Source organism: Variovorax sp. GW821-FHT09B05, from assembly GCF_059418265.1.
The window spans coordinates 51,810-77,617 of record NZ_JBWKPN010000016.1 but is presented as its reverse complement, the minus strand read 5'-3'; the positions used below and the strand labels follow the sequence as shown (position 1 = coordinate 77,617).

The window sequence follows — 25,808 nt, the reverse complement described above, 5'->3', positions numbered from 1 at the left end:
CGGGCGCGGGCGGTCAGGTCTTGGTGACCATCACCTGGTCGATCCGGTAGCTGTCGACGTCCATCACCTCGAAGGTATAGCCCGCCCAGCTCACGCTGTCGGTGCGCTTGGGAACGCGGCGCAGCATCACCATCAGGAAGCCCGCGAGCGTCTCGTACTCGTCGGCATGCGGCAGCTCATCGATCTGCAGCGCGCGCTGCACGTCCTGGATCGGTGTGATGCCGTCGATCAGCCAGGAGTTCTCGTCGCGGCGCACGATCTGCTCCTCGTCGGGTGTGGACACGAGGTCGCCCATCACCGTGCTCATCACGTCGTTGAGCGTGATCACGCCCACCACCAGGCTGTACTCGTTGACGATGATCGCGAAGTCTTCATGGGCCTGCTGGAACTGCTCGAGCACCTCGGTCAGCGACAGCCGGTCGGGAATCACCAGCGCCTTGTGCAGCGGCAGCCCCTGGTCGAAGGCCAGCGGCTGGCCGCTGAGCACGCGCTGGAACATGTCCTTGGCATCGACGTAGCCCAGCACGTGGTCGATGTCGCCATCGCACACCGGGTAGGCCGAGAAGGGCTCGGCCACGATGCGCGCGCGCAGCACCGACTCGGGGTCGTCGTGCAGGAACCAGGCGATGCTGTCGCGCGCGGTCATCACGCTGCTCACGAGCCGCGTCTCGAGCTCGAACACGTTGGCGATCACCTGCTGCTCGCGCACCGCGAGCACGCCGGCCCGCGCGCCGGCCTCGGTCATCGCGAGGATGTCGGCCGAGGTGATCTTGTCGTCGCGCGCCATCGGCATGCCCAGCAGCTTGAACAGCAGGTCGGTGCAGGCGGTGAACAGCCACACCAGCGGCTTGAAGGTGGTGATCAGCAGCTGCATCGGCTTGGCGATGCGCACCGCCAGGCGTTCGGGGTCGTTCATGCCCAGCCGCTTGGGGAACAGGTCGGCGAACACCAGGAACACCGCGATGATGGTCACGAAGGAGCACAGGAAGCCCGCGCTCTGCGCGCCCTCGGGGCCGAGCCAGCCGGTGAACAGGCGCGCGAAGTAGGGACTCAGCGCGCCTTCGCCGACCACGCCGCCCAGGATCGCGACCGCATTGAGGCCGATCTGCACCACGGTGAAGTAGTAGCCCGGCTGCTCCTGGATGCGCAGCACGAGGTCGGCGCGCGCGTCGCCGTCGTCGGCCATCTGGCGCAGGCGCAGGCGGCGCGAGGCGGCCAGCGCGATCTCAGCGAGAGAGAAGAAGGCGCTCAGCGCGATCAGGAGCGCGATGACGAGCAGGCTTTGGGTCAGGGTCATGGTGATCACCAACAGACCCCGATGGTGCCATGGCGCAGGGGGCGCCCGCCACGGGCGCGGCCCGCGGACGAAAGGGGGCTCAGACCCCGCCGTGCGGATGGGTCGGGTCGACCCACAGCACCGACTCGGGCTTCTCGACCGGCTCGATGTCGAGGTTCACCGCGACGGCCTCGCCGTCGCTGCGGCACAGCACGCACTCGAGCGTCTCGGTCGGGCTGGCGTTGATTTCCTGGTGCGGCACGTAGGGCGGCACGTAGATGAAGTCGCCCGGCCCGGCCTCGGCCGTGAACTCGAGCTGCTCGCCCCAGCGCATGCGCGCGCGGCCGCGCACGACGTAGATCACCGATTCGAGGTGGCCGTGGTGGTGGGCGCCGGTCTTGGCGTCGGCATGGATGGTGACCGTGCCGGCCCAGAGCTTCTGCGCGCCGACGCGCGCGAAGTTGATCGCCGCGGCCCGGTTCATGCCGGGCGTCTGGGCGGTGTTGGCGTCGAGCTGGTTGGCCGCGATCACCCGCACGCCGTCGTGCTTCCACGCCGGGGCAGCAGCCTCGTCGTGCGGATGCCCGTGGTCGTGATCGTGGCCGTGGCTCATCGCCGGGCCCGGATCAGGCAGCGTCGCCGGCCAGCACCTTCTGCAGTTCGCCCGACTCGTACATCTCCATCATGATGTCCGAGCCGCCGACGAATTCGCCCTTGACGTAGAGCTGGGGGATGGTGGGCCAGTTGCTGTAGTCCTTGATGCCCTGGCGGATGCCGTCGTCCTCGAGGACGTTGACGGTCTTGAGCGACTTGGTGTCGACGCCCACGGCCTTGAGGATCTGGATCGCGCGGCCCGAGAAGCCGCACATGGGGAAGCTGGCGTTGCCCTTCATGAAGAGCACGAGTTCGTTGGATTTGACGAGGTCGTCGATGCGTTGCTGGGCGTCGGACATGGGGGCTCCTGAAAAGTAGGCTGGAGGGATTATTTCACCGTGCGCCGGATTCCGCCCGAGCAGCGCGCGATGCCTGCCAGGTCGTCGCGGCTTTGCACCTCGGCGAAGCCGTGGGCGGCCAGCAGCTGCCGCACCGCGGGGGCCTGGTCGTGGCCGTGCTCCAGCAGCAGCCAGCCGCCTTCGGCCAGGTGCGCGGGCGCGTCGGCCACGATGCGGCGGATGTCGTCGAGCCCGTCGGCGCCGGCCACCAGCGCCGAGACGGGCTCGTGCTGCAGCGCCGGCAGGTGCGGGTCGCCGGCGGCGATGTAGGGCGGGTTGCTGGCGATCAGCGCGTAGCCCTGGGCCGCGCCCGCCAGCCAGTCGGCCTGGGCGAAGCGCACCGGCAGCGCCAGGCGCTCGGCGTTGGCGCGGGCCACCGCCAGCGCATCGGCGCTGGCATCCACCGCATCGACCTGCGCATCGGCGCGCGCATGCTGCAGCGCCAGCGCGATCGCGCCGCTGCCGGTGCCCAGGTCGAGCACGCGCGGCGCTGCATGGCCTTCGAGGCATTCCAGCGCCCAGTCGACCAGCGTCTCGGTGTCGGGCCGCGGCACCAGCACGCGCGGGTCGACGCGCAGCTCGAGGCCGTGGAATTCCTTCTCGCCCAGCAGGTAGGCCACCGGCTCGCCCGCGAGGCGGCGCAGCAGCCGCGCCGACAGTTCGGTCCACAGCGGCTCGGGCAGCGCGTCGGTGTCGTGCGCGAGCAGCCAGGCGCGGTCGTGCGGCGGCCGGCCCAGCGCATGCAGCAGCAGCAGCTGGGCATCGAGCCGGTCGACGCCCAGCCGCGCGGCCGCGGCCAGCGCCTGGGTCACGGTCGAGGGCGCGAGCGGCTCGGTGCTCATGAGGGCAGGCTCGATTCGAGCTCGGCCAGCTGCTCGGCCGCGCGCGCCGCGCGCAGCGCCTCCAGCACGTCGCCGAGGTCGCCTTCCATGATCGCGAGCAGCTTGTAGAGCGTGAGGTTGATCCGGTGGTCGGTGAGCCGGCCCTGGGGGAAGTTGTAGGTGCGGATGCGGTCGGAGCGGTCGCCGCTGCCGATCAGGCCCTTGCGCAGCGCGGCGTCCTTGGCGGCGCGCTCGCTGCGCTCCTTCTCCTGGATCCGCGCCGACAGCACCTGCAGCGCCTTGGCCTTGTTGCGGTGCTGGCTGCGGTCGTCCTGGCACTCGGCCACGATGCCGGTTGGGATGTGCGTGATGCGCACCGCCGAATCGGTCTTGTTGATGTGCTGGCCGCCGGCGCCGCTGGCGCGGTAGGTGTCGATGCGCAGGTCGGCCGGATTGATCTGCACCGCCTGCGCCTCGTCGGGCTCGGCCAGCACCGCCACCGTGCAGGCGCTGGTGTGGATGCGGCCCTGCGTCTCGGTGGCCGGCACGCGCTGCACGCGGTGGCCGCCCGATTCGAAGCGCAGGTTGCCGAACACCTCGTCGCCCGAGATGCGCACCACCACTTCCTTGTAGCCGCCGAGCTCGCTCTCGTTCTCGCTCACGATCTCGCAGCGCCAGCCCGCGCGCTCGCAGTAGCGCGTGTACATGCGCAGCAGGTCGCCCGCGAACAGCGCCGATTCGTCGCCGCCGGTACCGGCGCGGATTTCGAGGAAGGCGTTGCGCGCGTCGTCGGGGTCCTTGGGCAGCAGCAGGCGCTGCAACTCGTCTTCCAGCTGCGTGAGCTCGGCCTCGGCCTCGGCGATTTCCTGCGCGGCCATCTCGGCCATGTCGGCGTCGTCGAGCATCTCTTTCGCGCCCGCGATGTCGGCCTCGCGCTGCACGTAGCGCGCATAGCGGCCGGCCACCTGCGTCACCTCGGCATGCTCGCGCGAGATGGTGCGGTACTGCGCCATGTCGCCCATGATGTCCTCGCGCGAGAGCAGGAAGTCGAGTTCGCCGAGGCGGGCGGCATAGCGTTCGAGTTGGTTGCGGAGAAAGGGCTTCACGACGGAGGGATTCGAAAAAGAGGGGAGGTGCCGCGGCATGGCGGCAAGGCGCATGGAGGCCGCGGCACGCCGTGCCGGGCTCGCGGACGAGCGCCGCTAACGCTCTTTGCGCAGGAACAGGCGCGAGATGGTCTGCGCCGTCTGCTCGCGCGAGGCGGCATCGCCCGCATGCAGCTCGGCCAGCGCGCCGTGCAGCATCTTCTGCGTGAGCCCGCGCGACAGGGCTTCGAGCACGGCGTCGACCGATTCGCCCTTGGCGAGCAGCTTGCGCGCGCGCGCCAGTTCGGCGGCGCGCCATTCGTCGGTCTGGGCGTTGAGCTGCTGGATCAGCGGCACGGTGCCGCGCTGGCCCAGCCAGTGCATGAAGCTCTGCACGCCGGCGTCGATGATGACCTCGGCCTGCGCCACCGCGGCCTGGCGGTTGGCCTGGCCCTGCTGCACCACCTGGGCGAGGTCGTCGACGGTATAGAGGTAGATGTCCTCGAGCGCCTTCACCTCGGGTTCGATGTCGCGCGGCACGGCCAGGTCGACCATGAACATCGGGCGATGCTTGCGCGACTTGAGCGCGCGTTCCACGGCGCCCAGGCCGATGATCGGCAGCGTGCTCGCGGTGCAGCTCACGACGATGTCGAACTCGGCCAGCCGTGCCGGCAGGTCGGCCAGCCGCATCGCCTCGCCGCCGAAGCGCGAGGCCAGCTTCTCGCCGCGTTCGAGCGTGCGGTTGGCGATGGCGATGGACTTCGGCTCCTTGGCCGCGAAGTGCGTGGCCGCGAGATCGATCATCTCGCCGGCGCCGACGAACAGCACGCGCGTCTGGCGCAGGTCCTCGAACAGCTGGCCGGCCAGGCGCACGGCGGCGGCCGCCATGCTGATCGAGTGCGCACCGATCTCGGTGGCGGTGCGCACTTCCTTGGCGACCGCGAACGAGCGCTGGAAGAGTTGGTTGAGCGTGCTGCCCAGCGCGCCGGCGGTTTCGGCGGCGCGCACCGCGTCCTTCATCTGGCCGAGGATCTGGGCTTCGCCGAGCACCATCGAATCGAGGCCGCTGGCCACGCGGAAGGCATGGCGCGCGACATCGCCATCGTGCAGGGTGTAGGCATGCGAGCGCAGCAGCGCGGGGGCCACGCCGCCGCTCTGGGCCAGCCAGCCGACCGTGTGGTCGATCGCGGCATGGTCGGCGGCGCAGTAGATCTCGGTGCGGTTGCAGGTCGAGATGATGGCGGCCTCGACCTGCGGGTGGCGGCCGCTCGAGAACGAGCTGCGCAGGCTCTGCAGGGTGGGAGCGATCTGGTCGAGCGCAAACGCAAAACGACCGCGCAGATCGAGCGGCGCGGTCGTGTGGTTCAAGCCAAGAGCCCAGACAGACATGTAGCGATTATAAAATTTGCGGAGCCCGTCCCGGCACCGTGCTGTCTATGACCTCCATAGCGGCTGGCGGATGACGCTTCCGCCCCTTCCCGAATGTCCGCGCTCGCCCTGCTCAACCACCTCCTCAACTTCGCGCTGCCGGCCGTCTTCGTGGCCGGGGTGCTCGCGCTGTGCGGCCGCTTCCTGATGCCACGAAAGCCCGGAACGCCCGCCATCTGGGCGCAATTCGCTATCAATACGATAGCTGGCGTGCTGGTGCTGCTGGCCGGGCTGGTGGTCACGGGCCACGACGGCCGCATCGCGAGCTATGCCGCGCTGGTGGTGGTCTGCGGCACCGTGCAGTGGCTGCTGCAGCGCGGCTGGCGGCGCTGAGCGACGGCTTTCAGGTCCGCACCATGTAGTGCGCCGGCGCGGGATAGCTTGCCAGGCGCGCCTGCTGCGCCGCGTCGGCCAGCGCATGCACCGCGTAGCCGTGGCGCTCCCAGAAGCCCAGCGATGACTGCACCGACACCAGCGCCGAGCGCCGCCAGCCCGCCGCGTCGGCGAAGGCCAGCGCATGCCGCACCAGCGCCGGCCCCAGGCCATGGCCCGAGGCGGCCGGGTCGACCGCGAGATCGTGCAGGTAGAGCGCGTCGGCCTGTGCCTCTGGCAGCACCTCGAAGTCGCCGTGCAGGGCCGTGAGCTTGCCCACGCGCGAGGGATAGGCCGCGAGGTAGGCGGCCACCCGCCCCGCGTGTTCGATCACCCAGCCGGTGCGCGGCGCCGCGGCGAGCCGGCGCACGATCAGCGCCCCGTCCTCCACGAAGCCCGCGCCGTAGCAGGCGAGCTGGATCGCCAGCACCGCCTGCAGGTCCTCGGGCCGCATCGCGCGCACGACGGTCATTGAAGTACCTCCGTGCGTCGCACTGCGGTGCGAGCTTGCTTGGGGCGGCCCGGCGCGGCGCTCATGCCAACAGCAGCTTGTCGTCGTCGAGCTTCTCGCCGCGCGTCTGTTCGAACATGCGCAGCAGGTCGGGCACGTCCAGGCCCGAGCGCTCGGGGCCGGCCACGTCGAGGATCACCTGGCCCTCGTGCAGCATCACCGTGCGCGAGCCGTAGTCCAGCGCCTGGCGCATGCTGTGCGTGACCATCATCGCGGTGAGCTTGCTCTCCTCGACGATGCGCGCGGTGAGCTCGAGCACGAAGGCCGCGGTCTTCGGGTCGAGCGCGGCCGTGTGCTCGTCGAGCAGCAGGATGCGCGAGGGCTTGAGCGAAGCCATCAGCAGGCTCACCGCCTGCCGCTGGCCGCCCGACAGCAGGCCGATGCGGTCGGCCAGCCGGTTCTCCAGCCCGAGCTTGAGGATCGACAGCTTCTCGCGGAACAGCTCGCGCAGGCCACGGTTGAGCGACAGGCCCAGGCCGCGCCGCTCGCCACGCTTCCAGGCCAGCGCCATGTTCTCCTCGATGGTCAGCGCCTCGCAGGTGCCGGCCATCGGGTCCTGGAACACGCGCGCCACCATGCCCGAACGCTGCCAGGCGTTGAGCCGCGTCACGTCCTTGCCGTCGATCTCGATGCGGCCCTTGTCGACGATCAGGTCACCGCTGACCGCATTGAGGAAGGTCGACTTGCCGGCGCCGTTCGAGCCGATCACGGTGACGAACTGGCCGGTGGGAATCTCCAGGCTGAGCCCGCGCAGCACGCGGTTCTCGATCGGCGTGCCCGGGTTGAAGGTCATCTCGAGTTGTTCGGCGCGCAGCATCAGTTCTTCCCCTTGAAAAGCCCGCCGAGCTTGCGCTTGTAGGCAGGCACCAGCAGCGCGAAGGCCACCAGCACGGCGGTCACCAGGTTCAGGTCCTGCGCCTGCAGGCCCATGAAGTCGGTGTTCAGCGCCATCGCGATGAAGAAGCGGTAGAGCAGCGCCCCCAGGATGCAGGCCAGCGTGGTGATCACCATGCTGCGCGCGGGCATCAGCGTCTCGCCGATGATCACCGCCGCCAGGCCGATCACGATCGTGCCCACGCCCATCGAGATGTCGGCCGTGCCCTGGCTCTGCGCGAACAGCGCGCCGGCCAGCGCCACCAGCGCGTTCGACAGCGCCAGGCCCGCCATGGTGTGGAAGTCGGTCGAGATGCCCTGGGCGCGCGCCATGCGCGCATTGCCGCCGGTGGCGCGCATCGCCAGGCCGGCCTCGGAGGCGAAGAACAGGTCGACCACGATCTTCGCGGCGATCACGATCAAGAGCAGCAACAGCGGCTTGGCCCACTGCTCGGGCATGCCGCCGAAGCTGGCCATGCTGAACACGGTGGGCTCGGTGATCAGCGCCACGTTGGGCTTGCCCATCACGCGCAGGTTGATCGAGTAGAGCGCGATCATCACCAGGATGCTCGCGAGCAGCTGCATGATCTTGAGCTTCACGTTGAGCCAGGCCGTGACCCAGCCCGAGACGGCGCCCGCGACGCAGGCCACCGCGGTGGCGGCCACCGGGTTCCAGCCGGCCACGATCAGCGTGGCCGCCACGGCGGCGCCGAGCGGGAAGCTGCCGTCCACCGTGAGGTCGGGAAAGTTGATGATGCGGAAGGACATGAAGACGCCCAGCGCGACCAGCCCGAATATCAGGCCGATCTCGATGGCGCCCAGCGAGGCGATGAGGGACATGAGGAAGAAGCTCCCGGCGAAAACGAAAAGACGGGCCGTCCGCGGGACGACCCGTCGCTGGCGATGAGGCCGGGACTTACTTGGTGCTCACGACCTTGGCGGTCTTCAGCAGTTCGTCCGACAGGGTCACGCCCTGCAGCTTGGCCGCGCCCGGGTTCACCACCAGCTCGAAGTTGGTGCTGGTCTGCGAGGCGATCGTGCCGGGCTTCTCGCCCTTGAGGATGCGCACCACGATCTTGCCGGTCTGGCGGCCGATGTCGGTGTAGTTCAGGCCCAGCGCCGCGACCGCGCCGCGCTCGACGGTCGCGGTGTCGGCCGCCACCACCGGCAGCTTGGCCTGCTGCGCCACCTTCACGATGCCCTCGAAGGCCGACACCACGTTGTTGTCGGTCGGCGTGTAGATCGCGTCGGCCTTGCCGACCAGGCTCTGGGCGGCGGTCGGCACGTCCACGGTGCGCGCGGCGGCGGCTTCCACCACCGTCATGCCGGCGGCCGCGGCGGCCTTCTTGAGGTCGGCCACGATCGCCACCGAGTTGGCTTCGCCGGGGCTGTAGATCACGCCGATGCGCTTGGCGGTGGGCACCACCTGCTTGATGAGGGCGATGTGCTTGTCCAGCGGCGACAGGTCCGACACGCCGGTCACGTTGGTGCCGGTGGCGTCCCAGCTCTTCACCAGCTTGGCGGCCACCGGATCGGTCACGGCCGAGTAGACGACCGGGATGGTCTTGGTGGCGGCCAGCGTGGCCTGGGCCGAGGGGGTGGCGATCGCGACGATCACGTCGGGCTGGTCGCCCACGTACTTGCGCGCGATCTGGGCTGCGGTGCCCACGTTGCCCTGCGCGCTCTGGTAGGTGAACTTGAGGTTCTTGCCCTCTTCGTAGCCGGCCGCCTTCAGCTCGGCCTTGACGCCGTCGCGCACGGCGTCGAGCGCCGGGTGCTCGACGATGGCGGTCACGGCCACCGACTTGTCGGCCGCGAAGGCGGGCGCGGCGGCGAGCATGCCGAGGGCCAGGGCGGCGGCGACAGGGGTGCGAAGCAGGGCGAATTTCACGTGAGGATCTCCGGATCAGAGGAAGGGAACGGGTCCGACGCCACGGCGGGGCCGGGCAGGGAAGCGATGCACGGAAATGCGGCATGCACTTCCGGAAGCCTGGAGTCTAGAGCGTGGTCTGCACAATTAAGGTGCATCCCACGCCAGTGCTTACCCCGCTTTGAGAAATATGATTGCGGTCATTGGCACTTGAAGGAGACGAAATTGCACGAGATCACGCTCGACCGCATCGACAGGAAGATCCTCGACCACTTGCAAGCGCATGGCCGTGCATCGAACCTCGAACTCTCCGAAGTGGCCAACCTCTCGCCGGCCCAGTGCCTGCGGCGGCACCGGCGGCTCGAGGAGATGGGCTTCATCAGCGGCTACGCGGCCCGGCTCGACGCGCGCCAGGTGGGGCTCGGCGTGATCGCCTTCATCCACGTGACCATGGCGCGCGGCCACATCGGCGAGCTGCCGAAGTTCCAGGACCTGGTGGCCGACCTGCCGCAGATCCTCGAGTGCTACTCGGTCACCGGCGACTTCGACTACGTCATCAAGGTGGTCGCGCGCGACCTGCACTCGCTGTCGCAGTTCCTGATGGACACGCTGATGCACATGCCGGGCGTGTCGGCGGTGCGCTCGAGCGTGTGCCTCAACGAGGTGAAGTGCACGACCACCCTGCCGCTGAGTTGAGTCGAGCGCAGCCGGCCTTCAGCCCTGCACGCCCGGCAGCGGCGAGGCCGGCGAGGAGGGCACCGGCGAGGGCGCGGTCGAGAGCGCCGAGGGTGCCGCCGGCGCGGCCGCCATCACCAGCGTGGGCGTGGCCATCGGCAGGTCGGCCTGGCGCAGCGCGTCGAGGATGGTGAACAGCAGGTCGCTGCGCACGCCGCCGGCCAGCCGCGGACTGGCCACGTAGGCGATCGCCTGGAAGATCAAGAGGCCGTTCTCGATGCCCTCGAGCGTGAGCGAGGGCGCCGGCGTCTCGAGCACGCCCTCGTGCGCCTTGCAGGCCTCGAGGATCAGGTCGCGCACCTTCTGCGCGTCGGTGGTCAGCGGCATCGGCAGGCGGATCAGCACCCGGCCCTCGGCGTTGGCCAAGGTCATGTTGCGCACGGTCTTGGTGATGAATTCCGAGTTCGGCACGATCAGCGTGGAGCGGTCGCCGAGCTGGATCTCGGTGGCGCGCACGTTGATGCGCCGCACGTCGCCCTCGGCCGTGCCCAGCACCACCCAGTCGCCCACCTTCACGGGCTGCTCGGCCAGCAGGATCAGGCCCGAGATGAAGTTCTGCACGATCGCCTGCAGGCCGAAGCCGATGCCCACCGACAGCGCGCTCGCCACCCAGGCGATGCGCTCGACGCCGATGCCCAGCGCCGAGAGCGAGAACGCGATCACCAGGATGCCGCCCACGTAGCCCAGCAGGGTGCTGATCGAGCTCTGCATGCCGGGCTCGAACTTGGTGGTCGGCAGGTAGCTCGCGGCCAGCCAGCGCTTGAAGATGCGCAGCATCACGAAGCCCACGGCCAGCACCGCCACCGCGCTGAGGATCGCGCCCGGCACGAGCTGGAACTCGCCGATCTTCACGCCGGTGCCGAACTTGCCGCTGCGCTGGAACACCTCGCCGGGGCTGGTGCCCAGCGGCGCGGCCAGCGCGATCAGCATGTAGAAGAACAGCGCCACCCGGCTCAGGCCCGACAGCACGGTGGCGATCTGGTCCAGCGTCTGCGGTGCCAGGCCGAAGCTCTTCTGCAGCCGCTGGCCGAAGCCGCTGCGCGACGACACGGTGGCCATGAACACGTCGTCGGCGAACTTGAACAGCACGTAGAACGCGGTGGCGACGATGCCGCTCCAGGTCAGCTGCGAAGCCAGGAAGCTCGCGAGCGCCACGTAGCCCACGGCCACCAGCACCCAGATCACGATCATCAGGATGGCGATCAGCGCCACCAGGATGCCGACCCACATCGGCCGCTCGGGCAGGTCCTCGCCGGGTGCGCCGGCGCGCAGCGCCTTGAGCCGGTAGAGCACCGCGCCCACGAGCGCGGTCAGCAGCAGCGCGGTCAGCACGTGCGTGGCGACCACGGCCGAGAGGCTGGCATCGACCAGCGCGTTGATCTCGGCCGGTGCCCAGGCCAGCGCCGCCACCAGCGCCACCAGCCAGGGCAGGGCCGCGAGCCGCGCGGCCATGGCGTCGGGAATCGGTGGCAGCCGCCACGACGGCCGGCCGGTGGCCAGCAGCGCGCGGCCCAGGCCGATCACGAAGGCCATGAACACCAGCGCCTGCGCCAGCGACAGCATCGCCTTGCGCGCTTGCGGCGCCCAGCCCGCGTGCTGCTCGAGCACGTAGACGAAGCCGTGCGCGGCCAGCGCCACCAGCAGCACGTGGGCCGCGACGATCGCGATCACCAGCAGCGAGCGCCGCAGCCGCCCGGCGGGCAGCAGCTTCACCGCGAGCCGGGTCAGGCCGTGCTCGGCGGCCCAGACGCCCGCGAAGGCCAGCAGCAGCGCGCCGATCAGCGCCGCGATCACCAGCGTGCGGCCCGCGCCGCCGATGGCGGTGGCGAGGCCCGCCTGCACGCCCGCGACCATGGCCTGCAGCCGGTCGAGGTCGTCGGGCCAGGCCTCCTGCAGGTCGCTCCAGAACTCGCCGGTCAGCGGCGAGGCCGCGCGCTCGGTGAGCTGGGCCTCGAACACCGCGCGGCGCTGCGTCAGCAGGTCGGTGCCGCGCTGGCGCACGTCGATCGCCAGCAGCTTGGCGAGCCGGATGTCGGCATCGAGCGCATTGCGCTCCTTGGTCAGGCGCGCGCGCTGGCGCGTGATGTCGGGGTCTTCGCTGGCGCCGGCCGCGGGCGGGTTGCCGAGCTCGCCCAGGCGCGCGTTGAGGTCGTTGAGCTCGCCGGTGCGCGCCGCCACGAACTTGTCGGCCTGCGCGCCGATCGCGTTGATCTGGGTCAGCCGGCTGCGCGCGTCCTCGGCCGAGTCGGTGCTCTGGTCGATCTTGGCGAGCAGCGCGCGCAGCTCGGCCACGGTGGGCGCGGGCGGCGCGGCCGCGAGATCGGGGTCCTGCTGCGCGAAGGCGGTGCCGCACAGCAGCAGGGCGGCCATCAGCAAGGCCGCGAGACGGGAGGTCCAACTCATGGCCGCATCATAGAAGCCGCACCTGAAGGTCCGGCTTCGCGGCGCGTCACAGCATGTGACGGGGCCGCGTTCAGCGTGCGGGGCTGAACAGGTCGACGCGGTCGGTGATGATGCCGTCCGTGCCCAGGTCGATCAGGCGCTGCGCGGCCCAGTCGTCGTTGACCGTGTAGCTCAGCGCGCGCAGGCCGGCGCCGTGCACCTGCGTCACGACCGTGGCGTCCCACAGCGCGTGGTTGCAGACGATGGCCACGCAGCCGAGCTCGCGCGCGGTCTCGAGCCAGCCGTTCCACAGTGTGTCGAGCAGCAGACCGCGCGGCAATTCGGGCGCCGCGGCCGCCGCGCCCTTCAGCGCATCGACCTGGAACGAGGTCAGCAGCGGCGGGACGGCCGCATCGCGCCACAGCGTCGCGGCCTGCCGCGCCACCGCCTCGCCGGTCTCGCGCTCGGTGCCGGGCGTAGGCTTGATCTCGATGTTCAGCAGATGGTGGTTGGCCAGGCAAAAGCGCGCGAGGTTCTCGAGCGTGGGCAGCGGCTCGCCCGCGAAGGCGCGCGAATGCCAGCCGCCCGCGTCGAGCTGCGCCAGTTCGCTCCAGGGCTTCTGGCCGCCGATGCCGCGGCCGCTGGTGGTGCGCTCCAGGGTGGCATCGTGCATCAGGAACACCACGCCGTCGGCGCTGAGCTTGGCATCGCATTCGAACATGCGATAGCCGTGCGCGGCGCCGAAGCGGAAGGCCGCGAGCGTGTTCTCGGGCGCGAGCTTGCCGGCGCCGCGGTGGGCGATCCAGCGCGGATAGGGCCAGGGGGTGCTCATTCCGCGCTCATTCCGCGCGTTTGCCCGAGCCGGCGTCGAACCAGTGGAGCTTGTCTTCGCGCGCGGCGATCTTCACCGTGTCGCCCGCCATCGGCGGCTGGTCGGCCTCGTCGGTGCGCATGATGATCTGCTCGTCGCCGATGCGACCGTAGACCAGGCGCTCGGCGCCCAGCAGCTCGACCTGCTCGACCTGCACCGACCAGCCGCGCTCGTCGAGCGCCATGTGTTCGGGGCGGATGCCCAGGATCTGGCCCGGCCGCACGCCCGGTGCATGGCGCAGCAGGTTCATCGGCGGCGAGCCGATGAAGCTCGCGACGAAGGTGGTGGCGGGGCGCGAATAGACCTCCTCGGGCGTCGCGAACTGGTCCATCACGCCACCGTTCATCACGATGATGCGTTGCGCCAGCGTCATGGCCTCGACCTGGTCGTGGGTGACGAACAGCGAGGTGATGCCGAGCTCGCGGTGCAGCTTCTGGATCTCGAGGCGGGTCTGGGCGCGCAGCTTGGCGTCGAGGTTCGACAGCGGTTCGTCGAACAGGAACACCTGCGGCTGGCGCACGATGGCGCGGCCCATGGCCACGCGCTGGCGCTGGCCGCCCGAGAGCTCGCGCGGCTTGCGCTCGAGCAGGTGGCCCAGCTCGAGGATCTTCGCGGCCTTGTCCACGCGCACCTTGATCTCGGCCACCGGCACCTTCGCGATCTTCAGGCCGTAGGCCATGTTCGCGAACACCGTCATGTGCGGATAGAGCGCGTAGTTCTGGAACACCATCGCGATGTCGCGCTCGGAGGGCTCGAGCTGGTTCACCACCTTGTTGCCGATGGCGATCTCGCCGGCGGAGATCTCCTCCAGGCCGGCCACCATGCGCAGCAGCGTGGACTTGCCGCAGCCCGACGGGCCGACGATGACGACGAACTCGTGGTCGGCGATCTCGGCGCTCACGCCGTGGATGACCTGGTTGGCCTTGGGGCCGTGGCCGTAGCGCTTGATGACGTTGCGTAGGGAAATGGCAGCCATGTTTTCAGTTCAGCGTTTTATTTGTCGGTATCGACCAGGCCCTTGACGAACCACTTCTGCATCAGCACCACGACCACCGCGGGCGGCAGCATGGCCAGCACGGCCGTGGCCATCACCACGTTCCAGTCCACCGGCGACTCGCCGTTGCCGATCATGGCCTTGATGCCGACGACGATCGGGTACATGTCCTCGCTGGTGGCGGCGATCAGCGGCCACAGGTACTGGTTCCAGCCGTAGATGAACTGGATCACGAACAGCGCCGCGATGCTGGTCTTCGACAGCGGCAGCAGGATGTCCTTGAAGAAGCGCATCGGCCCGGCGCCGTCGACGCGCGCGGCCTCGACCAGCTCGTCGGGCACCGTCAGGAAGAACTGCCGGAACAGGAAGGTGGCGGTCGCCGACGCGATCAGCGGTATCGAGAGGCCGGCGAAGCTGTTGATCATGCCGAGGCTGGCCACGACCTGGTAGGTCGGGCCGATGCGCACCTCGACCGGCAGCATCAGCGTGATGAAGATCAGCCAGAAGCACAGGCCGCGCAGCGGGAAGCGGAAATACACCACCGCGAAGGCCGACAGCAGCGAGATGCTGATCTTGCCGAAGGTGATGACGAGCGTGATGACCGTGCTCACCCAGATCATTCGCGCCACCGACACGTTGGCGCTGGTGCGCCCGCCGCCGGTCAGCGCCGCCTTGTAGGTTTCCCAGAAGTTGCTGCCGGGCAGGATCGGCATCGGCGCCTGCATGATCTCCTGCGGCGTGTGGGTGGAGGCGATGAAGGCCAGGTAGATCGGGAACATCACCAGCAGCACGCCGATGATCATGATCACGTGCGCGAGGATGCCCAGGGAGGGGCGGCGCTCAACCATGGCGGGCCTCCGTGGCGTCGGCCGCGCGGCGGGCGGGGAAGAAGGGGGGCATGGGGGCGGTCATCAGTACTGGACCTTCTTCTCGACGTAGCGGAACTGCACCACCGTCAGCGCGATGACGATCACCATCAGCACCACCGACTGGGCCGCGGCGCCGCCGAAGTCCATGCCGCGGAAGCCGTCGAAGTACACGCGGTAGACCAGCGTGGCGGTGTCCTTGCCGGGGCCGCCCTGGGTGGTGGCGTCGATGATCGCGAAGGTGTCGAAGAAGGCGTACACCATGTTGATCACCAGCAGGAAGAAGGTGGTGGGCGTCAGCAGCGGGAACTGGATGGTCCAGAAGCGGCGCATCGGGCGCGCGCCGTCCATGGCGGCGGCCTCGATCAGCGACTTGGGAATCGACTGCAGCCCCGCGAGGAAGAACAGGAAGTTGTAGGAGATCTGCTTCCAGACCGAGGCCATCACGACCAGCGCCATGGCGTGGTCGCCGTTGAGCAGATGGTTCCAGTTGAAGCCCATCTTCTTGAGCCAGTAGGCCACGATGCCGATCGACGAGGAAAACATGAACGACCACAGCAGGCCGGTCACGACCGGGGCGACCGCGTACGGCAGGATCAGCACGCTGCGGTAGAAGCGCGTGCCGCGCACCACGCGGTCGGCGAACACCGCTAGCACCAGGGCGATGCTCAGGCCCAGGACCGTCACCAGCACCGAGAAGACGATGGTGGTGTGGAACGAGGCCATGTAGGTGCTGTCGTTCCACAGCGCCTCGAAGTTGTCCAGCCCCACCCAGGTGATCGAGTTGCCGAAGGCGTCCTGCTGCTGCAGCGACTGCACCAGCGCCTGGCCCGCGGGCCAGAAGAAGAAGACGCCGACGATGAACAACTGCGGCGCCAGCAGTGCCCAGGGCAGCCAGTTCGAACGAAAGATGACGCGTTTTTCCATGGGGCAGGGCGTTCAGGTCACGGACACACTAAATAAGCAAACAGCCAGGACTGCACGGGGCAGCCTGGCTTGTGGCGGGTCAAACGAACCGAAACGAACATTCGTTCGCGCCGGTTCGGGGTCGGAGCTTACTTGTTTGCGGCCTGGAATTTCACCAAAAGTTCGTTTCCGCGCTTCACGGCGCTGTCCAGCGCTTCCTTCGGGGTCTTCTTGCCGGTCCAGATCAGCTCGGTTTCCTCGTCCTCGATGGCGCGGATCTGGGGCAGGTTGCCCAGGCGCACGCCACGCGACTTGTCGGTGGTCTTCTTGATCATCTGGTTCACCGCGACGTCGGTGCCCGGGTTTTCCTTGTAGAAGCCGGCCTTCTCGGTCAGCTCGTAGGCTGCGGTGGTGATCGGCAGGTAGCCGGTGCGCATGTGGCTTTCGGACTGCACCTTGGGGCTCGACAGGAAGGTGAAGAACGCGGCCACGCCCTTGTAGCTGGCGGCCGGCTTGCCCGACATCACCCACAGGCTGGCGCCACCGACGATGGTGTTCTGCGGCGCGCCCTGCACGTCCGGGTAGTAGGGCAGCGCCGATTCGGCGAACTTGAACTTGGCGTCGCGCTTCACGCTGGCGTAGCTGCCCGACGAGCCGATGAACATCGCGCATTCACCCGAGGTGAACGAGGTGATCGGCTTGCTGGCGCGGCCCTTGTAGACGAACAGGCCCTGCTTGGACATGTTCGACAGGTTCTCGAAGTGGCGCACGTGCAGCGGCGAGTTGAATTCCAGGCGGGCGTCGAGGCCGCCGAAGCCGTTGTTCTTCGAGGCGTACGAGGTGTTGTGCCAGGCCGAGAAGCTCTCGAGCTGGGCCCAGCTCATCCACGAGGTGGTGAACGGGCACTGGCTGCCGCTGGCCTTGAGCTTGGCGGCCGCCGAGACCACTTCGGGCCAGGTGGCGGGGGCCTTCTCGGGGTCGAGGCCGGCGTTCTTGAAGGCGTCCTTGTTGTAGTAGAACACCGTCGTCGAGCTGTTGAACGGGAACGACAGCATCTGGCCGTTGGGGGCGGTGTAATAGCCGGCCACCGCGGGGATGTAGGCCTTGGGGTCGAACTTCTGGCCGCCTTCCTTCATGACGTCGGCCACGGGCTTGATCGCGCCCTTGGAGTACATCATGGTGGCGGTGCCCACCTCGAACACCTGCAGGATGTCGGGCGCGTTGCCCGAGCGGTAGGCCGCGATGCCGGCCGCCATCGACTGGTCGTATTCGCCCTTGTAGGTGGGCACGACCTTGTAGTCCTTCTGGCTCTCGTTGAACTGCTTGGCGAGGTCGTTGACCCAGTCGTTGAGGGCGCCGTCCATCGAGTGCCACCACTGGATCTCGGTCTGGGCCTGGGCGAGGGCTGGCACGGCCAGAGCGGCAGCCAGCGTAGAGGCGATGGCGAGCGTCTTGAAGCGCATTAAGACTCCTGTAGGGAAAAGTAAGTAAAACCGGCGATGTTAGGTTACATACGTGACGGTTCTGCGGCTTTGTCGCACGGAGTGCACACGGCAAGAAACCCGGGGAAACCCCCTTGGCCGACAGGGCGCTCGCGCGCCGGGCCCCTGCTTGCTGCGCTGCACCATGCTAGCATCGCCCTCCCTTTTTCGGCCTAGCCTGTTGCCATGGCCGGGGCTACCGCGAGCAGCAGCATGAGCAGCAAGACCTCCCTCGACAAAAGCAAGATCAAGTTTCTTCTGCTCGAGGGTATCCACCCCTCGGCCGTGGAGGTGCTCCATGCGGCGGGCTACACCAACGTCGAGTCGCTGCCGGGCGCGCTGTCCGACGAGGCGCTCAAGGCCAAGATCGGCGACGTGCACTTCCTCGGCATCCGCTCGCGCACCCAGCTGACCGCCGAGGTGTTCGCGGCCGCCCACAAGCTGGTGGCCGCCGGCTGCTTCTGCATCGGCACCAACCAAGTCGACCTCGAGGCCGCGCGCGAGCACGGCGTGGCGATCTTCAATGCCCCCTACTCCAACACCCGCTCGGTCGCCGAGCTGGTGCTGGCCGAGGCGATCCTGCTGTTGCGCGGCGTGCCCGAGAAGAGCGCGGTGGCGCACCGCGGCGGCTGGCTCAAGTCGGCCGACAACGCCTTCGAGATCCGCGGCAAGACGCTGGGCATCGTGGGCTACGGCTCGATCGGCGCGCAGCTGTCGGTGCTGGCCGAGGCGCTGGGCATGCACGTCGCCTTCTTCGACGTGGTCACCAAGCTGCCGCTGGGCAATGCGCGCCAGGTGCGCGACCTGCACCAGCTGCTGGCGCAGAGCGACATCGTGACCCTGCACGTGCCCGAGACGCAGGCCACGCAATGGATGATCGGCGCGGCCGAGATCGCGGCCATGAAGCCCGGTTCGATCCTGATCAACGCCTCGCGCGGCACCGTGGTCGAGATCGACGCGCTGGCCGGCGCGCTGAAGGAGAAGAAGCTGCTGGGCGCCGCCATCGACGTGTTCCCGGTCGAGCCGCGCAGCAACAAGGACGAGTTCCAGTCGCCGCTGCGCGGACTCGACAACGTGATCCTCACGCCCCACATCGGCGGCTCGACGATGGAGGCGCAGGCCAACATCGGCCTCGAGGTGGCCGAGAAGCTGGTCAAGTACAGCGACAACGGCACCTCGACCTCGTCGGTCAACTTCCCCGAGGTGGCGCTGCCCGCGCACCCGGGCAAGCACCGCCTGCTGCACGTGCACCGCAACGTGCCGGGCGTGCTGTCGGAGATCAACAAGATCTTCTCGGACAACCACATCAACATCTCCTCGCAGTTCCTGCAGACCAACGAGAAGATCGGCTACGTGGTGATGGACATCGACGCCGCCTCCTCGGACCTCGCGCTCGAGAAGCTCGCGAAGGTGCAGGGCACGATCCGCAGCCGCGTGCTGTTCTGATCGCATCGCGCTGAGGCCGGCCGGCGCGCCGGCAGTGGCAGAGGGACACGCGTCGGCGCCAGGGCACGAACCCTGGCCCTGACCTAAAATCCCCACCCCGGCTATGGACGCGTGGCGCCCGGCCGAGGTCCCACCCCGATGAATGCTCCGACCGCGTTGAACGCGCTGCTGTCGCAGGCCGCAGAGCCTGCACGACTGCGTGAGATCCCCTACAACTACACCAGCTTCTCCGATCGCGAGATCGTGATCCGCCTGCTGGGCGAGCGCGCCTGGGAATTGCTCCAGACGCTGCGCGCCGAGCGCCGCACCGGCCGATCGGCGCGCATGCTCTACGAGGTGCTCGGCGACATCTGGGTCGTTCAGCGCAACCCCTACCTGATCGACGACCTGCTCGACAACCCGCGCCGCCGCGGCCTGCTGGTCGATGCGCTGCGGCATCGCCTGGCCGAGGTGCAGAAGCGCCGCACGCCCGACAGCGACCTGCCGCGCGACCAGCTCGTGGGCGAGCTCACGGGCCGCGTCGGCGAGGCCGTGCAGGCCTTCGACACCCTGTTCCGCGACGTCGCCGCGCTGCGCCGCAAGGCCACCCGCGTGCTGGGCCGGCTCACGGCCAAGGACAACATCAAGTTCGACGGCCTCTCGCGCGTGGCCCATGTCACCGACGCCACCGACTGGCGCGTGGAGTACCCCTTCGTCGTGCTGTGCCCCGACACCGAGGCCGAGATGGCGCTGCTGGTCAAGGGCTGCATCGAGCTGGGCCTGACCATCATTCCGCGCGGCGGCGGCACCGGCTACACCGGCGGCGCCATTCCTCTGACCTGGAACAGCGTGGTCATCAACACCGAGAAGCTCGAGGCGATGACCGAGGTCGAGCTGGTCGCGCTGCCCGGCCTCGAGGCGCCCGTGCCCACCATCTGGACCGAGGCCGGCGTGGTCACGCAGCGCGTGGCCGACGCGGCCGAGCGCTCGGGCTACGTGTTCGCGGTCGACCCGACCTCGGCCGAGGCCTCGTGCGTCGGCGGCAACGTCGCGATGAATGCGGGCGGCAAGAAGGCCGTGCTGTGGGGCACCGCGCTCGACAACCTGGCCTCGTGGCGCATGGTCACGCCGCAGGCCGAATGGCTCGAGGTCACGCGCATCGGCCACAACCTCGGCAAGATCCACGACGCCGAGAGCGCGCTGTTCGAGCTCCAGTACTTCGCGGCCGACGGCAAGACGCCGCTGCGCACCGAGCGCCTCGACATCCCGGGCCGTACCTTCCGCAAGGAAGGCCTGGGCAAGGACGTGACCGACAAGTTCCTCTCGGGCCTGCCGGGCATCCAGAAGGAAGGCTGCGACGGCCTGATCACGAGCTGCCGCTGGGTGGTGCACCGCATGCCGGCGCACACGCGTACCGTCTGCCTCGAGTTCTTCGGCAACGCCAAGGACGCGGTGCCCAGCATCGTCGAGATCAAGGACTTCATGTTCGCCGAGCAGAAGCGCTCGGGCGTGCTGCTGGCCGGCCTCGAGCACCTCGACGACCGCTATCTGAAGGCCGTGGGCTACGCCACCAAGTCGAAGAAGCACGGCGGCCTGCCGAAGATGGTGCTGTTCGGCGACATCGCGGGCGACGACGCCGACGCGGTGGCGCGCGTCACCTCCGAGGTGGTGCGCATCGCCAACTCGCGCAGCGGCGAGGGCTTCATCGCCATCAGCCCCGAGGCGCGCAAGAAGTTCTGGCTTGACCGCAAGCGCACCGCCGCGATCAGCCGCCACACCAACGCCTTCAAGATCAACGAGGACGTGGTGATCCCGCTGCCGCGCATGGCCGAGTACAGCGACGGCATCGAGCGCATCAACATCGAGCTCTCGCTGCGCAACAAGCTCGCGCTGGTCGACGAGCTCGAGAAGTTCTTCGTGCACGGCAACCTGCCGCTGGGCAAGACCGACGACGCCAACGAGATCCCCTCGGCCGAGCTGCTCGAGGACCGCGTGGCGCAGGCCGTGGCGTTGCTGCAGGAGGTGCGCGCGCTGTGGGCCGGCTGGCTCGACGAGGTCGATGCGCTGTTCCCGCAGCTGCAGGACCATTCGCTGCGCGCGAGCTGGAAGACCCAGCTGCGCCAGCCGCTGTCGGCGATCTTCGCGGGCGCGGCCTTCGCGCCGATCCTGGCCGAGTGCACGGCGATCCACAAGCGCGTGCTCAAGGGCCGCGTGTGGGTCGCGCTGCACATGCACGCGGGCGACGGCAACGTGCACACCAACATCCCGGTCAACAGCGACAACTACGAGATGCTGCAGACCGCGCACGAGGCGGTCGCGCGCATCATGAAGCTGGCGCGCCGGCTCGACGGTGTGATCTCGGGCGAGCACGGCATCGGCATCACCAAGCTCGAGTTCCTGTCGGACGAGGAGCTGCGCCCCTTCGCCGAGTACAAGCAGCGCATCGATCCCGAGGGCCGCTTCAACAAGGGCAAGCTGCTGCGCGAGCCGGGTGCCGGCGCGCAGTCGCTGCATGCCGACCTGACCAACGCCTACACGCCGAGCTTCGGCCTGATGGGGCACGAGTCGATCATCATGCAGCAGAGCGACATCGGTGCCATCGCCGACAGCGTGAAGGACTGCCTGCGCTGCGGCAAGTGCAAGCCGGTGTGCGCCACCCACGTGCCGCGCGCCAACCTGCTCTACAGCCCGCGCAACAAGATCCTCGCGACCTCGCTCCTGGTCGAGGCCTTCCTCTACGAGGAGCAGACCCGGCGCGGCGTGAGCATCAAGCACTGGGAGGAGTTCGAGGACGTGGCCGACCACTGCACGGTGTGCCACAAGTGCCTCACGCCCTGCCCGGTGAAGATCGACTTCGGCGACGTGTCGATGAACATGCGCAACCTGCTGCGCAAGATGGGGCAGAAGAGCTTCCGTCCCGGCAACGCGGCCGCGATGTTCTTCCTCAACGCGACCAATCCGCAGACCATCAAGACGGTGCGCGCGGGCATGGTGGGCATCGGCTTCAAGGCGCAGCGCATGGCCAACGACCTGCTGCGCGGCCTCGCGAAGAAGCAGACGGCAGCGCCGCCGGCCTCGCTCGGACCGGCGCCGCTCAAGGAGCAGGTGATCCACTTCATCAACAAGAAGATGCCGGGCAACCTGCCGAAGAAGACGGCGCGCGCGCTGCTCGACATCGAGGACGCCGACTACGTGCCGATCATCCGCAACCCCAAGGTCACGACCTCGGAGACCGAGGCGGTGTTCTATTTCCCGGGCTGTGGGTCGGAGCGGCTGTTCTCGCAGGTGGGGCTCGCGACGCAGGCCATGCTCTGGCACGCGGGCGTGCAGACGGTGCTGCCGCCGGGCTACCTGTGCTGCGGCTATCCGCAGCGCGGCAGCGGCCAGTTCGACAAGGCCGAGAAGATGATCACCGACAACCGTGTGCTGTTCCACCGGGTGGCGAACACGCTCAACTACCTCGACATCAAGACCGTGGTGGTGAGCTGCGGCACCTGCTACGACCAGCTGCAGGGCTACCAGTTCGACAAGATCTTCCCGGGCTGCCGGATCATCGACATCCACGAGTACCTGCTCGAGAAGGGCATCACCCTGGGTGACGCCGGCGGCGCCGGCTACCTCTACCACGACCCCTGCCACACGCCGATGAAGCAGCAGGACCCGATGAAGACGGTGAAGGCGCTTGTCGGCGACAACGTGCTCAAGAACGACCGCTGCTGCGGCGAGTCGGGCACGCTGGGCGTGTCGCGGCCCGACATCTCGACGCAGATCCGTTTCCGCAAGGAAGAGGAACTGAAGAAGGGTGAGGCCGCGCTGCGCGACGGCGGCAAGATCGGCGCCGGCGAGAACGTGAAGATCCTCACCAGCTGCCCGAGCTGCCTGCAGGGCCTGTCGCGCTACGGCAGCGACCTGAACAACGGCCTGCTCGAGGCCGACTACATCGTGGTCGAGATGGCCAACAAGATCCTCGGCGCCGACTGGATGCCCGAGTACGTGGCGGCCGCGAACCACGGTGGCATCGAACGGGTGCTGGTGTGAGCGGCGAGGTGGCGCGCGTGGCCGGCTGCGTGTTCTGCGAACAGGCGGGCGGACGCCTGGTGTTCGAGGGCGCGAGGCTGCGCGTGATCCACGCGGTGGAGGCGGGCTTCCCGGCCTTCTACCGCGTGGTGTGGAATGCGCACCGGCCCGAGCTGTCCGACCTGTCGCGCGAGGAGCGCGCGCACTGCATGGACGCCGTGGCCGAGGTCGAGCAATGCCTGCGCGACACGCTCGCGCCGACCAAGATCAACGTCGCCGCGCTCGGCAACATGGTGCCGCACCTGCACTGGCACGTGATCGCGCGCTTCGACTGGGACAGCCATTTCCCCGCGCCGTTCTGGGCCGCCGCGCAGCGCGCGGCACCGGCCGCGCGCGTGGCCCAGGTCGAGGCGCTGCTGAGCGCGGCCGAGGCCGCGATGGCCACGCGCCTCGCGGCGCTGTAGCCGGCGCGGCATACTGCGCCGTCTCCCCGCATCCTCTTTCCTCCACTTCGAACGGACACTCCCCCATGGCAGGCTTGCAAGCCGGCGCGCCGACGCCGCAGTCGATCACCGTGCACGGCCGCTCGCGCGTGCTCGAGGTGGGCTTCTCCGACGGCGCCACCTTCCGCATTCCCTTCGAGCTGATGCGCATCTATTCGCCCTCGGCCGAGGTGCAGGGCCACGGACCGGGCCAGGAAACGTTGCAGACCGGCAAGCGCGAGGTCGAGCTGGTCGCGCTCGAGCCGGTGGGCAACTACGCGGTGCAGCCCCGCTTCAGCGACGGGCACGACACCGGCATCTACTCGTGGGACCTGCTCTACCAGCTGGGTTCGCAGCAAGCCGAACTCTGGGCCGCCTACGAGCAGAAGCTGGCCGAAGCAGGCGTCGATCGCGACGCACCGATGGCCGAGAAGGGCGGCCACGCCTGCGGCAGCCATTGACTGGCGTTTGCTATTGAAAGCATAGCTTCGTCGGTAGACGTGACGGGCGTTACAAGACCTCTGCGTTTGCAGAAAAAGCAACAAATGACCGCCGGTACAGCGGGGTCGTCGTCTTGATGCGAGGACGAACGGCCTAACATCGGTCGCATGACCACCACCCATTTCGGCTTCGAGAAAGTCGACGAGAGCGAGAAGGCCGGCCGCGTGCGCGGCGTGTTCGACTCGGTCGCCACGCGCTACGACCTGATGAACGACCTCATGTCGATGGGGCTTCACCGCGCATGGAAGGCCTACACCGTCATGGTCGCGAACGTGGGCGAAGGCTCGCGCGTGCTCGACATCGCGGGCGGCACCGGCGACCTCGCGCTGGCCTTCGCGAAGAAGGTCGGCGCCAGCGGCCAGGTGGTCCACACCGACATCAACGAAGCCATGCTGCGTACCGGCCGCGACCGCCTGCTCGACGCCGGCGTGGTGCTGCCCACCACCGTCTGCGACGCCGAGAAGCTGCCGTTCCCCGACGACCACTTCGACGTCGTCACCGTCGCCTTCGGCCTGCGCAACATGACGCACAAGGACGTCGCGCTCAAGGAGATGAACCGCGTGCTCAAGCCGCGCGGCAAGCTGCTGGTGCTCGAGTTCTCGAAGGTCGCGAAGCCGCTCGAGAAGGTCTACGACTGGTACTCCTTCAACGTGCTGCCGCGCCTGGGCAAGGTGGTGGCGGGCGACGACGCGAGCTACCGCTACCTGGCCGAATCGATCCGCATGCATCCGGGCCAGGACGAGCTCAAGTCCCTCATGAAAGAGGGCGGTTTCGGGCATGTGGACTATCACAACATGACGGGTGGCGTGGTCGCCCTCCATGTTGGAATCAAGTGTTGATCAGACGAGATTTCGTTCGAGAGGAGACCTTATGAAGAGTTTGAGTACTTTGCTTCTGGCTGGCGCACTCGCGCTCGTCAGCATCCAGGCCGACGCGGCGCGCATGGGCGGCGGTAAATCCGTCGGCCGCCAATCCTCGAACGTGACGCAACGCCAGGCCACGCCGCCGGCCGCGCCCGCGCAACAGAACGCCACCAACGCGGCCGCCAAGCCCGCCACGCCGGCACCCGCCGCCGCGGCACCGAAGCGCCCGTGGGGCGCCATGCTCGGCGGCCTGGCCGCGGGCCTGGGCCTCGCATGGCTCGCGAGCTCGCTGGGCCTGGGCGCGGGCTTCGGCAACATCCTGCTGATCGGCCTGCTGGTGCTGGCCGCGGTGTTCGTGTGGCGCATGATCAAGTCGCGCTCGCAGCCCGCCGGTGCACGCCAGGGCGGCTTCGCCTTCCAGGGCGCGGGCGGTCCGGGCAACCCGGCAGCGCCGGCGCAGTACAGCCCGAGCAACGTCGGCAACGACGCCTCGGCCCGTCCGTGGGAGCGCAACGCCACCAACTTCGATGCCACGCCCGCCGCGACCTCGCACGGCAGCAGCCTCTCGTCCGCGGGTGCCGCGGCCGGTGGCGGCAGCATGATCGGTTCGGCCCTGGCCGGTTCGCAGAGCTGGGGCATCCCGGCCGGCTTCGATGTCGACGGTTTCCTGACCGCCGCCAAGCGCAACTTCGTGACCCTGCAGGATGCCTGGGACCGTGCCGACATCACCATGCTGCGTTCGATGATGACCGACGAGATGATCGAGGAAATCCGCAGCCAGCTCGCCGACCGCGCCAGCCACACCGGTGGCGTGTCGAACAAGACCGAGGTGGTCATGCTCGACGCCAAGCTGCTCGGCATCGAGGAACTGGCCGATGCCTACATGGCCAGCGTGGAGTTCTCCGGCATGATCCGCGAAGACGCTTCGGCGGGCCCGGGCCCGTTCCGCGAAGTCTGGAACATGACGCGTCCGACCACCGGCGGCAACGGCTGGCTCGTGGCCGGCGTGCAAGCCCTGCAATAAGCAGCGGCTTCGAAGGCGGCCCGGCCGCCTGCA

At 68.6% G+C, this 25,808-nt stretch carries 24 protein-coding genes; 8 read left to right on the top strand and 16 right to left on the bottom strand.

Annotated features, from left to right (window positions below; translation table 11 throughout):
* Window positions 1-13 precede the first annotated feature (13 nt).
* The 6 genes from paeA to hemA form a co-directional block, all read right to left on the bottom strand.
* Entirely contained in the window at window positions 14-1,297 is a 1,284-nt protein-coding gene (gene paeA / locus AC07RM_RS32215) for a polyamine export protein PaeA (protein WP_296787502.1), read from the bottom strand.
* A gap of 79 nt (window positions 1,298-1,376) precedes the next feature.
* Window positions 1,377-1,889 (bottom strand): cupin domain-containing protein, encoded by a 513-nt coding sequence (locus tag AC07RM_RS32210; RefSeq protein WP_296787503.1) that lies wholly within the window; start codon window positions 1,887-1,889, stop codon window positions 1,377-1,379.
* 13 nt (window positions 1,890-1,902) lie between these two features.
* Window positions 1,903-2,229 carry a Grx4 family monothiol glutaredoxin gene (gene grxD / locus AC07RM_RS32205; protein ID WP_093341014.1) on the bottom strand — a complete coding sequence of 109 codons (327 nt, stop codon included), beginning with the start codon at window positions 2,227-2,229 and terminating at the stop codon, window positions 1,903-1,905.
* 29 nt (window positions 2,230-2,258) lie between these two features.
* The gene (prmC, locus tag AC07RM_RS32200) at window positions 2,259-3,110 is read right to left on the bottom strand and encodes a peptide chain release factor N(5)-glutamine methyltransferase (protein ID WP_495337063.1); all 852 of its coding nucleotides are present in this window, start codon (window positions 3,108-3,110) and stop codon (window positions 2,259-2,261) included.
* On the bottom strand, window positions 3,107-4,195 hold the full coding sequence (gene prfA / locus AC07RM_RS32195; protein WP_398499146.1) for a peptide chain release factor 1: 1,089 nt from the start codon (window positions 4,193-4,195) through the stop codon (window positions 3,107-3,109). The genes prmC and prfA overlap by 4 nt, the downstream gene beginning before the upstream one ends.
* Before the next feature lie 96 nt (window positions 4,196-4,291).
* The gene (gene hemA, locus AC07RM_RS32190) at window positions 4,292-5,563 is read right to left on the bottom strand and encodes a glutamyl-tRNA reductase (RefSeq protein ID WP_057592076.1); all 1,272 of its coding nucleotides are present in this window, start codon (window positions 5,561-5,563) and stop codon (window positions 4,292-4,294) included.
* A gap of 93 nt (window positions 5,564-5,656) precedes the next feature.
* Here hemA and AC07RM_RS32185 point away from each other — a divergent pair, with 93 nt between their 5' ends.
* Window positions 5,657-5,935, top strand: coding sequence for a hypothetical protein (locus AC07RM_RS32185; protein WP_203202644.1), 279 nt, complete (start codon window positions 5,657-5,659; stop codon window positions 5,933-5,935).
* Between the two features lie 10 nt (window positions 5,936-5,945).
* Here the strand turns inward: AC07RM_RS32185 and AC07RM_RS32180 are convergent, their stop codons facing one another.
* The 4 genes from AC07RM_RS32180 to AC07RM_RS32165 form a co-directional block, all read right to left on the bottom strand.
* A complete protein-coding gene (locus tag AC07RM_RS32180) occupies window positions 5,946-6,446 on the bottom strand; it encodes a GNAT family N-acetyltransferase (RefSeq protein WP_495337062.1) in 501 nt (166 codons plus the stop codon).
* A 61-nt stretch (window positions 6,447-6,507) separates the two neighbouring features.
* A complete protein-coding gene (locus AC07RM_RS32175; protein WP_093341008.1) occupies window positions 6,508-7,302 on the bottom strand; it encodes an ABC transporter ATP-binding protein in 795 nt (264 codons plus the stop codon).
* The gene (locus AC07RM_RS32170) at window positions 7,302-8,198 is read right to left on the bottom strand and encodes an ABC transporter permease (RefSeq protein ID WP_057592072.1); all 897 of its coding nucleotides are present in this window, start codon (window positions 8,196-8,198) and stop codon (window positions 7,302-7,304) included. The genes AC07RM_RS32175 and AC07RM_RS32170 overlap by 1 nt, the downstream gene beginning before the upstream one ends.
* Before the next feature lie 76 nt (window positions 8,199-8,274).
* On the bottom strand, window positions 8,275-9,249 hold the full coding sequence (locus tag AC07RM_RS32165) for an ABC transporter substrate-binding protein (protein WP_093341005.1): 975 nt from the start codon (window positions 9,247-9,249) through the stop codon (window positions 8,275-8,277).
* A gap of 204 nt (window positions 9,250-9,453) precedes the next feature.
* Here AC07RM_RS32165 and AC07RM_RS32160 point away from each other — a divergent pair, with 204 nt between their 5' ends.
* Window positions 9,454-9,924 carry an Lrp/AsnC family transcriptional regulator gene (locus AC07RM_RS32160; RefSeq protein ID WP_093341004.1) on the top strand — a complete coding sequence of 157 codons (471 nt, stop codon included), beginning with the start codon at window positions 9,454-9,456 and terminating at the stop codon, window positions 9,922-9,924.
* An 18-nt stretch (window positions 9,925-9,942) separates the two neighbouring features.
* Here AC07RM_RS32160 and AC07RM_RS32155 read toward each other — a convergent pair whose 3' ends face one another.
* The 6 genes from AC07RM_RS32155 to ugpB all read right to left on the bottom strand — a co-directional run bounded on the left by AC07RM_RS32155 (window position 9,943) and on the right by ugpB (window position 17,445).
* On the bottom strand, window positions 9,943-12,366 hold the full coding sequence (locus AC07RM_RS32155) for a DUF3772 domain-containing protein (RefSeq protein ID WP_495337061.1): 2,424 nt from the start codon (window positions 12,364-12,366) through the stop codon (window positions 9,943-9,945).
* Between the two features lie 70 nt (window positions 12,367-12,436).
* A complete protein-coding gene (ugpQ, locus tag AC07RM_RS32150) occupies window positions 12,437-13,177 on the bottom strand; it encodes a glycerophosphodiester phosphodiesterase (RefSeq protein WP_495337060.1) in 741 nt (246 codons plus the stop codon).
* Window positions 13,178-13,184: 7 nt separating this feature from the next.
* Window positions 13,185-14,192: a sn-glycerol-3-phosphate ABC transporter ATP-binding protein UgpC gene (gene ugpC / locus AC07RM_RS32145; protein WP_093340999.1), complete on the bottom strand. Its 1,008-nt coding sequence runs from the start codon at window positions 14,190-14,192 to the stop codon at window positions 13,185-13,187.
* A 17-nt stretch (window positions 14,193-14,209) separates the two neighbouring features.
* On the bottom strand, window positions 14,210-15,058 hold the full coding sequence (ugpE, locus tag AC07RM_RS32140; RefSeq protein ID WP_057592066.1) for a sn-glycerol-3-phosphate ABC transporter permease UgpE: 849 nt from the start codon (window positions 15,056-15,058) through the stop codon (window positions 14,210-14,212).
* A gap of 63 nt (window positions 15,059-15,121) precedes the next feature.
* Window positions 15,122-16,003, bottom strand: coding sequence for a sn-glycerol-3-phosphate ABC transporter permease UgpA (gene ugpA, locus AC07RM_RS32135; RefSeq protein ID WP_093340998.1), 882 nt, complete (start codon window positions 16,001-16,003; stop codon window positions 15,122-15,124).
* A 128-nt stretch (window positions 16,004-16,131) separates the two neighbouring features.
* Window positions 16,132-17,445, bottom strand: a complete 1,314-nt coding sequence (gene ugpB, locus AC07RM_RS32130; RefSeq protein ID WP_093340996.1) for a sn-glycerol-3-phosphate ABC transporter substrate-binding protein UgpB — start codon at window positions 17,443-17,445, stop codon at window positions 16,132-16,134.
* A 231-nt stretch (window positions 17,446-17,676) separates the two neighbouring features.
* Here ugpB and serA point away from each other — a divergent pair, with 231 nt between their 5' ends.
* From serA to AC07RM_RS32100, 6 genes are all read left to right on the top strand, one after another.
* Window positions 17,677-18,909 (top strand): phosphoglycerate dehydrogenase, encoded by a 1,233-nt coding sequence (serA, locus tag AC07RM_RS32125; protein ID WP_093340995.1) that lies wholly within the window; start codon window positions 17,677-17,679, stop codon window positions 18,907-18,909.
* A 138-nt stretch (window positions 18,910-19,047) separates the two neighbouring features.
* Window positions 19,048-22,926, top strand: coding sequence for a DUF3683 domain-containing protein (locus AC07RM_RS32120; RefSeq protein ID WP_208511835.1), 3,879 nt, complete (start codon window positions 19,048-19,050; stop codon window positions 22,924-22,926).
* Window positions 22,923-23,369 (top strand): HIT family protein, encoded by a 447-nt coding sequence (locus tag AC07RM_RS32115; RefSeq protein ID WP_495337059.1) that lies wholly within the window; start codon window positions 22,923-22,925, stop codon window positions 23,367-23,369. The genes AC07RM_RS32120 and AC07RM_RS32115 overlap by 4 nt, the downstream gene beginning before the upstream one ends.
* Window positions 23,370-23,434: 65 nt before the next feature.
* Window positions 23,435-23,848 carry a gamma-butyrobetaine hydroxylase family protein gene (locus AC07RM_RS32110; RefSeq protein WP_093340991.1) on the top strand — a complete coding sequence of 138 codons (414 nt, stop codon included), beginning with the start codon at window positions 23,435-23,437 and terminating at the stop codon, window positions 23,846-23,848.
* Between the two features lie 147 nt (window positions 23,849-23,995).
* Window positions 23,996-24,727: a bifunctional demethylmenaquinone methyltransferase/2-methoxy-6-polyprenyl-1,4-benzoquinol methylase UbiE gene (gene ubiE, locus AC07RM_RS32105; protein ID WP_057592061.1), complete on the top strand. Its 732-nt coding sequence runs from the start codon at window positions 23,996-23,998 to the stop codon at window positions 24,725-24,727.
* A gap of 31 nt (window positions 24,728-24,758) precedes the next feature.
* Window positions 24,759-25,775 (top strand): Tim44 domain-containing protein, encoded by a 1,017-nt coding sequence (locus AC07RM_RS32100; RefSeq protein WP_203202632.1) that lies wholly within the window; start codon window positions 24,759-24,761, stop codon window positions 25,773-25,775.
* The last annotated feature ends 33 nt before the right edge of the window (window positions 25,776-25,808 follow it).